This is a genomic window from Sphingomonas sp., from assembly GCF_031361285.1.
Taxonomy (GTDB): Bacteria; Pseudomonadota; Alphaproteobacteria; order Sphingomonadales; family Sphingomonadaceae; genus Sphingomicrobium.
Window position 1 is genome coordinate 113,068 of the sequence record NZ_JANMCO010000075.1, and the last position, 9,169, is coordinate 122,236.

Below are 9,169 nucleotides of genomic sequence, written 5' to 3' on the forward strand. Positions count from 1 at the left end.
CGACCCTGACGCGGGAGCCGGTTTGTCCGTGCTTCCGTGAGCGGGTCCCTTTGCGCTGCGAACGGGGAGTGGTCGTGGCGCTTGAGCATCTGTTTCAGGGCAACGCGCTGAACGCAGTCGACGGCAAGGGCCGCGTCTCCGTTCCCGCCTTCCTGCGCAGTGTCATCGAGCGGCGCGGCGATGCCAAGAGCATCGTCCTGGCCAAGCATGAATCCTTCCCTTGCCTCAGCGCCTACGACCCCGCCTACGCCGGCCTGAAGCACAGCAAGCTGGAACGATTGCTCGAGAAAGAAGAGACCAGCGCCGACGCCCAGCTCGAATATCAGCAACGCAATTTGATGGCGTTCGCCGCCACCGAGGAAGTGCCCTACGACAGCTCCGGCCGCATCGTCCTGCCCCCGATGATGCGCCGCAAGGGCGAACTCGACGACCTCGCGCTGTTCCTCGGCGTCGGCGAAACCTTCCAGATCTGGAACCCGGCGCTGTTCCTCAAGGATGCCCGCATCCCCGAGGACATGAAAGACATCGCCCGCTACCGGCTTGAGGAGAGGGGGATCGGCGCATGACGCGCACCTCCTCCGGTCACCCGATTCCTCGGCACCTGCCGGTATTGGTCGATGAAGTTGTCCAGGCCCTTGCCATTGCCCGCGGCGAGACCCTGGTCGACGGGACTTTCGGGGCAGGCGGCTACACGCGCGCCATGCTTGCGGCGGGGGCGGGGCGAGTGATCGGCTTCGACCGCGATCCGGACGCGATTGCGCAAGGGTCGTCACTCGTTCCCGACGCCAATTTGACCCTGGTCGAAGACCGCTTCTCGCAGATGGACCGGGTGCTGGCGGAACGCGGCATCGGCCTCGTCGATGCCATCGCGCTCGATATCGGCGTGTCGTCGATGCAATTGGACCAAGCGGACCGCGGCTTTTCCTTCCAGGCCGACGGTCCACTCGACATGCGGATGTCGAAATCTGGGCTGACCGCCGCTGAATTCTTGAACCAGGCCGACGAAGCTGAAATCGCGCGGGTCCTCAAGGATTATGGCGAAGAACCCCGCGCCCGGTCGATCGCTCGCGCCATCGCCGCCGCCCGGCCAGTCGAGCGGACCGCCGAGCTGGCATCGATCGTGAGCCGCGCCGCCGGTTTCCGTCCTGGCCAGCGGACCGACCCCGCGACCCGCACCTTCCAGGCGATCCGGATTCATTTGAACGCCGAGCTCGACGAACTGGAAGAAGGCCTCGCCGCCGCCGAACGGGCGCTGAAACCCGGCGGCCGGCTGGCGGTGGTGACCTTTCACAGTCTCGAGGACCGGATCGTCAAGCGCTTCCTGCGGACCCGCAGCGGCGCCACCCCGGCCGGATCGCGCCATCGCCCGGCGCTGGTCGATCCGCCCCAACCGACATTCGAGCACGTCGCCAAACCGGTCACCCCGTCCGAGCGCGAAATGGCCTTCAATCCCCGCGCCCGCTCGGCCCGCCTGCGCAGTGCAGTCCGGACCGGTGCCGTCGCGTGGCAGGTCGGCAAAGGGCAGAATGGCAAGGAGCCTGTGCAATGAGCGTCGGAAGCTTCCGGTCGGTATTCATGGTCGCCAGCTGCGCCGGCGCCGCGCTTGGCTGTTATCTGGTGTCGCTGCGTGTCGCTTCGGAGCGCGCCGCGCTCGAGGGCGTCGAAACCCGGATCGTGCTTACGCAGCGCGACATCCGCTTGCTGCAGACCGAGATTGGCACGCGTGGCCGGCTGGCCCAGCTCGAGCGTTGGAACGTCAAAGTGCTGGCCTTGTCGGCGCCGTCCGCCGACCAATTCCTCGACGGCGGCTTTGCCCTCGCCCGGATGGTCGCGCCGCAACACCAGGTCGATCCCCAGGCGCCGGTGGTGCTGGCCTCGGCGCCGGCCAATGGCCCAAAACCGCAAATCGAAGGCGCCCAGCAGGATCCCGACGTTGGCGTTTCGGCCAGCCAGATGCTGCACATGGCGAGCCTGAAGCGTGAGATCCCGACCGACCAAGCCCGGGTCGAATTGCCCAAGCTGGTAGCGCCGGCACCGTCGTTGGCCGCCGCCAAGCCACAAACAATCAAGCTCGCTTTGGCCGACCCGCTCGCGCCGCAGCCGGCCAAATCCGTTGCCCATTCCACCGCCGCCACTCATGCCAACGCCAAGGACACTGGCCGGAAGCAATGAACGCGCCGACGCCCGCCCTCGTCGCCCAACGGCCCGAGCGGCTCCGCCCAGAGCGGCTAAGGCTCGTCGGCCAGCGGCGTCAAATCCTGGCCGTAATGCACCAGCGGCTGATGCTTGGAATGCTGGTGTACGCCGGAGTGATTGCCCTGATCGTCGCGCGGATCCTGTTCCTCGCGGCGTTCGGCGATCACGCCGGGCGCAAGGTCGGGGTAACCGCGCTGATTCCCGAACGTGGCGACATTGTCGACCGCGAGGGTCAGCCTTTGGCGCGGACCATCGATGCGTGGACCATCGCGGTTCACCCGGGCAAGATCATCGGTGACAAATTGCAGATCGCGCGCGAGCTTGCGCGGCTGATGCCGGAACATGACGAAGCGGCCTATTTCGCCATGCTGACGTCGGGCAAGCCGTTCTTTTACCTGCGGCGCCGCGCGTCCCCCGAACTGGTCGAGGCCGTCAACGCGCTGGGGGAACCGGGCCTGGCGATCGACCGTGAGCCCGATCGGCTTTACCCGCAGACCAGCCTGGCCGCCCATGTCATCGGCTACACCGATGTCGATGGGCACGGCGTCGCCGGCATGGAGCGCTCCTTCGACCAGCGATTGTCGGCCGCCGCGACCCGTGGCGACCCGTTGACCCTGTCGATTTCAAGCCGCATCCAGCAGGCGCTCGAACACGAACTGCTCGAGGCGATGACGACCTATTCGGCGATCGGCGCGGCCGGGGTCGTGATGGACGTCAACACCGGCGAAGTGCTGGCAATGACGTCGCTGCCGCAACTCAATCTCAACGATGCCGGCAACGGCTCGCCGGAAGCGCGCTTCAATCGGGCGACGCTCGGCGTTTACGAAATGGGGTCGACGTTCAAGCCGTTCACCGTCGCGATGGCCATGGATTCGGGCATCATCCGGTCATTCGGGCAGATGTATAACTGCCCCCAGGAACTCCATGTCTACGGCCATATCGTGCACGACACGCACCCTTATGGCCGGCCCTGTTCGGTGGCCGAAATCATGAAGGAAAGCTCCAACATCGGCACCGCCCAGATCGCCGACCAGGTCGGCGCGACGCGGCAAAAGGCGTTCCTCGGCAAAATGGGTTTCCTGTCTCCGGTGGCGATCGAACTGCGCGAGCGCGGCCGGACGCTGACCCCGGGATCGCGCTGGGGGCCGTTCGAAACGATGACGGTCGGCTTCGGCCATGGCATCGCGGTCACTCCGCTGCATCTGGCGAGCGGCTATGCGACGTTGTTCAACGGCGGCATCTATCGTCCGGCGACGTTGCTCAAGGTCGGCCCGACCCACCCCGCTGCCCAGGGTCATCGAGTGTTCACCGAACAGACCAGCTACAAGATGCGCGCGCTGCTGCGGCTGGTCGTGATGCAGGGGACCGGCAAGCGCGCCGATGCGCCGGGTTATCGCGTTGGTGGCAAGACGGGAACGGCCGAGAAACTGATCGGCGGACGGTACAGCAGCGCGGCGGTGGTCACGAGCTTCGCGGGTGTGTTCCCGATGGACGAGCCACGCTATGTGATGGTGATGATGCTCGACGATCCCAAGCCGACCGCGGCGACCTTCGGCTTCCACACAGCCGCGTGGAATATCGGCCCAGCCTTCTCGCTTGCGGTCAGCCGAATCGCGCCGATGCTCGGCGTCCGTCCCGATAAGAGCCGCGAGCCGAACATGGCCGAAGTGCTGCCCTTCGTTCACGAAACCGAACATTAAATGGTCCGCCTTCGCGAGCTTGCCGGCGTCGATAGCGATTCCGAAGTCACGGGCTTTGCGATCGACCATCGGCAGGTCGCCCGGGGCAGTGTGTTCGGCGCATTCAAAGGCGCTCGGTTCAATGGCGAGGATTTCATTCCCGAAGCCGTGACGCGCGGCGCGGTAGCGGTCGTCGCCCGGCCCGATGCCACGGTCGAGAAAGTGCCGCACCTCGCCGACCCCGAGCCGCGCCGCTTGTTTGCCAGCCTGGCGGCGAAATTCTTCGCGCCTTATCCCGAGGTCGCGGTCGCGGTCACCGGCACCAACGGCAAGACGTCGACCGTCGAACTGACCCGCCAGATGTGGCGCCTGGGCGGCCACCGCTCGGCGTCGATCGGCACGCTGGGGGTGACCACCGCCGACGACCAGGTCAAGACCGGGCTGACGACGCCCGACATCGTCACCTTCCTGTCGAACGTCGCCGGGTTGGAGCGGATGGGCATCAGCCACCTCGCCTACGAAGCATCCAGCCACGGGCTCGACCAGCACCGCGCCGAGGGCGTGCCGCTGGCCGCGGCGGCGTTCACCAATTTCTCCCGCGACCATCTCGATTACCATGCCGACATGGACACGTATTTCCTCGCCAAGATGCGGCTGTTCGATGAGCTGCTCGGGCCCGACGGCACGGCGGTGGTGTGGACCGACGATCCCAAGTCTGACGACGTCATCGAGCGCGTCCGCCGCCGCGGATCGAGGCTGATGACCGTCGGCCGTAACGGCGAGACCATCCGGCTGCTCGACCAGCTGCCGACACCGCTCGGCCAGACGGTGACGCTGGACCACGCCGGCAAGACGCACCGCCTCGGGCTGCCACTGATCGGCGCCTACCAGGCCGCCAACGTGCTGGTTTCGGCCGGCCTGGTGATGGCGACAGGGACGGATTTCGACGCCACTTTCGCGGCGATGCAACGCGTATCGCCGGTGCGCGGCCGGCTCGAGCGGGCGGTGATCAGCCGCGGCGGCGTTCCCGTATACGTCGACTACGCTCACACCGGCGATGCTCTCGAAGCAGCGATCACGGCGTTGCGGCCCCATGTCGAAGGCCGTTTGATCATCGTTTTCGGCGCTGGCGGCGACCGTGATTCTGGCAAGCGACCAGAAATGGGCGCGGTGGCGTCGCGCCTGGCCGACGTGGTCATCGTCACCGACGATAATCCGCGCGGCGAGGACCCGGCGAAAATTCGTGCCGAAATCCTCGCCGGGGCACCGGGCGCGACAGAAATCGCCGGTCGCCGGGACGCCATCGCCGAAGCGATCACAATCGCCCGGGCGGGCGACATCGTGCTGGTCGCCGGCAAGGGCCACGAACAAGGCCAGATCATCGGCGCCGGGGCCAACCAGCGCGTGCTGCCGTTCGACGATGTCGTCGTCGCCCGCGAGTGCGCGGCGTGAACGTGTTGTGGACCAGCGCCGAAATCGCCGAGGCGACTGGCGGCTCCGTGCACGGCGACTTTGTAGTCACCGGAGTTACGTTCGACAGCCGCGAGGTGCAGCCCGGCGACCTGTTCGTCGCCATGCCCGGCACTGCCCATGACGGCCACCAGTTCGTCGCCGGCGCGATTGCGGCGGGCGCGGCGGGCTTCATCGTCTCGCAAACCATCGCCGCGCCGCATGTCCTGGTCGAGGATGTCGCGCGGGCGCTCGCAGACCTTGGCCGGGCGTCGCGCGCACGGTCGGCGGCAAAAATTATCGCGGTCACCGGCTCGGTCGGCAAGACCAGCACCAAGGAGGCGATTTTCGCCGCGCTCGACCGCTGGCGGCCGGGCCGCGTCCATCGCTCGGTCAAAAGCTATAACAATCACACCGGCGTGCCACTGAGCCTGGCGCGGATGCCGCGCGACGCCGAATATGCCGTGCTGGAACTCGGCATGAGCAACGCCGGGGAGATCGCCGCGCTGACGCGGATGGTGCGCCCGCACGTGGCACTGATTACCGCGATTGCCCCGGCGCACATCGAGACCTTGGGGTCGGAGGAAGCGATCGCTGACGCCAAGGGTGAAATTTTCCAGGGGCTGGAAGCGGACGGCGTGGCGATCGTCCCCAACGACGGACCGCACCGCGACCGGCTGGTCAAGGCCGCGCGCCGCACCGCCGAGCACATCATCACCTTCGGCGGCGGCGATGCCGACGTCCACGCGGTGCACGCGGTGCGATCGACCGGCGGCGGCAGCCTGATCACCGCTTCTTTGCTCGACAGCGCCCTGACCTTCACCGTTTCGCAGCGCGGCGACCATTGGGTGACCAACGCTCTGGGGGCGCTGGCGGTGATCGAGGCGGTTGGCGGCGACGTCGCGGTGGCGGGCCTGGCGCTCGGCGACATGGGTGCGTTGACTGGCCGCGGCGAGCGCCACCACATCCCATTAAATGGCGGTGAGCTGCTGCTGATCGACGAAAGTTACAACGCCAATCCGGCGTCGATGGCGGCAACCTTGAAAAGCCTCGGGTCGGAGATCGGCCCGGTGCGGCGGATCGCGGTGCTCGGCCCGATGCGCGAACTTGGGTCCCACAGCGACGCGCTCCATGCCGGGCTCGCTCCGGCGGTCATCGAGGCGGGTGTCGCGCGGCTGATCCTGATCGGCGAAGAGATGAATCCGCTGGCCGACGCCGTCACTGGCGAGGTCGAAGTCGAACGCGCCGCAACCGTCGACGACGCCATTGCCCTGCTGCTGCACTTGGTCCGCCCGGGCGACGCGGTGCTGGTCAAGGCATCCAATTCGGTGGGGCTTGCGAGGCTGGTCGAGCAAGTGGCAGGGGGGTTGCAACCATGCTCTACCTGATCGCCGAGCACCTTGGATTCCCGGGCGCGCTCAACCTCATCCGCTACATCAGCTTCCGCGCCGGCGCGGCCAGTTTCACCGCGCTACGGATCGGGCTGATCCTCGGCCCATGGTTCATCTCCTACCTTAGGACGCGGCAAGGCAAGGGCCAGCCGATCCGCGCCGACGGCCCGCAAAGCCACCTCGCCAAGCGTGGCACGCCAACCATGGGCGGGCTGCTGATCCTGGTCTCGGTCGCGGTCTCGACCTTGCTGTGGATGGACCTTGCCAACCCCTATGTCTGGGCGTGCCTGCTGGTCACCGGCGGCTTCGGGCTGATCGGCTTCCTCGACGATTATGACAAGCTCCGGAAAGCCCATCACGCCGGCCTGTCGGGCAAGATGCGGTTGGCGCTGGAATTCCTGATCGCCGGCTTCGCGACCTGGCTGATCGTCCGCACCGGCAACACCAACCTCTATTTGCCGTTCGTCCAGGGACCGGTGATCGAACTCGGCTGGTTCTACATCGCGTTCGGCGCCTTTGTGATCGTTTCGTTCGGCAATGCGGTCAATTTGACCGACGGGCTCGACGGGCTGGCGACGATGCCGGTGATCATCGCCTCGATGGCCTTTCTGCTGATCGCCTATCTGGTCGGCAACGCCAAGTTCGCCAATTACCTTGGCATCCCGCACATCCTCGGCGTTGGCGATCTGACCGTGCTGTGCATGGCAATCGTTGGCGCGGGCCTCGCGTTCCTGTGGTTCAACGCGCCGCCGGCCGCGGTGTTTATGGGCGATACCGGCAGCCTGGCTTTGGGCGGCGCGCTGGGCGCGATCGCCGTCGCCGCGCACCATGAGTTCGTGCTGGTCATCATCGGCGGACTGTTCGTCCTCGAGGCACTGTCGGTGGTGATCCAGGTCGCGGTCTACAAACGCACCGGCAAGCGCGTTTTCCTGATGGCCCCGATCCACCACCATTTCGAGCATTTGGGCTGGTCCGAGCCGACCGTCGTCATCCGCTTCTGGATCGTCAGCTTCGTGCTGGCGATGGCCGGGCTTTCGACGCTGAAGCTGCGGTGATCACGGCGCGCGCGTTCGCCGGCAAGCATTATGCGGTCTACGGGCTGGCGCGCTCGGGGCTGGCGACGGTCGAGGCGCTGCTGGCCAGCGGGGCCAAGGTGACGGCGTGGGATGCGAACGAGGATGCGCGCGACGCTCTTGTCTCCTCCCCTCGATTGCGAGGGGAGGGGGACCATCCGAAGGATGGTGGAGGGGCCCCTCCGTCAGGCCTGCGGCCTGCCACCTCCCCTGGAAATCCAGGGGAGGAGACTCTGACCATCGCCGATCTCGACGCCGCCGACCTCTCCCATTTCGACTCCATCGTCGTCACTCCCGGCCTCCCCCTCAACCGCCACCCGATCGCCGCCCGCGCCCGCGACGCCGGGGTCGAGATCATCGGCGACGTGGAATTGTTCGCCCGCGCCCGCCCCGAGCTGCCGCCGCACAAGGTGGTCGGCATCACGGGCACCAACGGCAAGTCGACCACCACCGCGCTGGTCCACCACATCCTGCAAACCGCGGGGGTGCCGAGCGCGATGGGCGGCAATATCGGCCTGCCGATTTTGGCCCAGGACCCGCTCCCCGAAGGCGGGGTCTATGTGCTCGAGCTGTCGAGCTACCAGCTCGACCTGACGCAGACCCTCGATTGCGACGTCGCGGTGCTGCTCAACATCACCCCCGACCACCTCGATCGCTACGACAGCTTCGAGGCTTATGCGGCATCGAAGGCGCGGCTGTTTCAAATGAAAGCACCGGAGCATCTGGGAATCATCGACGACGCAACAGAGCTTCAATTTGGAACAGGGTTTACCGCAACGAGTCCCTTGCTGACCTTCGAAGCTAAATACCCGCTTGAGGGACAAGTTGACTGGCCAACGCTGCAGGGACCTCACAATGCGCAAAACGTGGAAGCGGCTTGGAGTGCCTGTCAGGCGCTCGGCTGCAGCGACGAGCAAATTCAAGAGGGCCTCCGCACCTACCCCGGTCTCCCCCACCGCATGGAGCGCATCCGCGAGAAGGACGGCGTCACGTTCATCAACGACAGCAAGGCGACCAACCCCGCGTCAACCGCGCCGGCGCTCGCCGCTTTTCCGGCGATCCGCTGGATTTTGGGCGGGCAGGCCAAGACCGACAATCTCGACGAATGCGCGCCGCATTTCGGCCACGTCCGCTCGGCCTACACGATCGGCGCGGCGGCGGAGTTGTTCGAGCGCATCCTGAAACCGCACATGCCGGTGAAAAATTGTCGCGAGCTTGGCGAAGCGGTCAAGGCCGCCGCACATGACGCCGAGAGTGGGGACACGGTCCTGCTGTCGCCGGCCTGCGCCAGCTTCCACCAGTTCAAGGATTTCGAAGAGCGCGGCGACCAGTTCCGCGCAGTTGTGGAGGCGTTATGAGCACGAGCATCTCCAGCCGCATC

At 66.4% G+C, this 9,169-nt stretch carries 8 protein-coding genes; all 8 read left to right on the top strand.

Features of this window, described 5'->3' with window-relative positions; genetic code table 11:
* Positions 1-74: 74 nt before the first annotated feature.
* From RMO25_RS08130 to murD, 8 genes are read left to right on the top strand one after another with little or no spacing between them, the layout of a single operon-like run.
* Positions 75-566 (top strand): hypothetical protein, encoded by a 492-nt coding sequence (locus RMO25_RS08130; RefSeq protein WP_309662102.1) that lies wholly within the window; start codon positions 75-77, stop codon positions 564-566.
* On the top strand, positions 563-1,549 hold the full coding sequence (gene rsmH, locus RMO25_RS08135; protein ID WP_309662103.1) for a 16S rRNA (cytosine(1402)-N(4))-methyltransferase RsmH: 987 nt from the start codon (positions 563-565) through the stop codon (positions 1,547-1,549). Before RMO25_RS08130 ends, rsmH begins: the two co-directional genes overlap by 4 nt.
* Positions 1,546-2,172 (top strand): hypothetical protein, encoded by a 627-nt coding sequence (locus tag RMO25_RS08140; RefSeq protein ID WP_309662104.1) that lies wholly within the window; start codon positions 1,546-1,548, stop codon positions 2,170-2,172. Before rsmH ends, RMO25_RS08140 begins: the two co-directional genes overlap by 4 nt.
* Complete coding sequence (locus RMO25_RS08145; RefSeq protein ID WP_309662105.1) at positions 2,169-3,896, top strand: penicillin-binding protein 2; 1,728 nt, start codon at positions 2,169-2,171, stop codon at positions 3,894-3,896. Before RMO25_RS08140 ends, RMO25_RS08145 begins: the two co-directional genes overlap by 4 nt.
* A complete protein-coding gene (locus RMO25_RS08150; protein WP_309662106.1) occupies positions 3,897-5,327 on the top strand; it encodes a UDP-N-acetylmuramoyl-L-alanyl-D-glutamate--2,6-diaminopimelate ligase in 1,431 nt (476 codons plus the stop codon).
* Positions 5,324-6,712, top strand: a complete 1,389-nt coding sequence (gene murF / locus RMO25_RS08155; RefSeq protein ID WP_309662107.1) for a UDP-N-acetylmuramoyl-tripeptide--D-alanyl-D-alanine ligase — start codon at positions 5,324-5,326, stop codon at positions 6,710-6,712. Before RMO25_RS08150 ends, murF begins: the two co-directional genes overlap by 4 nt.
* Positions 6,700-7,770 (top strand): phospho-N-acetylmuramoyl-pentapeptide-transferase, encoded by a 1,071-nt coding sequence (gene mraY, locus RMO25_RS08160; protein ID WP_309662108.1) that lies wholly within the window; start codon positions 6,700-6,702, stop codon positions 7,768-7,770. The genes murF and mraY overlap by 13 nt, the downstream gene beginning before the upstream one ends.
* Positions 7,767-9,146 (top strand): UDP-N-acetylmuramoyl-L-alanine--D-glutamate ligase, encoded by a 1,380-nt coding sequence (gene murD / locus RMO25_RS08165; protein ID WP_309662109.1) that lies wholly within the window; start codon positions 7,767-7,769, stop codon positions 9,144-9,146. Before mraY ends, murD begins: the two co-directional genes overlap by 4 nt.
* The last annotated feature ends 23 nt before the right edge of the window (positions 9,147-9,169 follow it).

Excerpts from the sequence above, each read along its gene's own strand:
- RMO25_RS08145 (WP_309662105.1), top strand. The coding sequence starts at position 2,169 with ATGAACGCGCCGACGCCCGCCCTCGTCGCCCAACGGCCCGAGCGGCTC.
- RMO25_RS08150 (WP_309662106.1), top strand. The coding sequence starts at position 3,897 with ATGGTCCGCCTTCGCGAGCTTGCCGGCGTCGATAGCGATTCCGAAGTC.
- RMO25_RS08140 (WP_309662104.1), top strand. The coding sequence starts at position 1,546 with ATGAGCGTCGGAAGCTTCCGGTCGGTATTCATGGTCGCCAGCTGCGCC.
- mraY (WP_309662108.1), top strand. The coding sequence starts at position 6,700 with ATGCTCTACCTGATCGCCGAGCACCTTGGATTCCCGGGCGCGCTCAAC.
- rsmH (WP_309662103.1), top strand. The coding sequence starts at position 563 with ATGACGCGCACCTCCTCCGGTCACCCGATTCCTCGGCACCTGCCGGTA.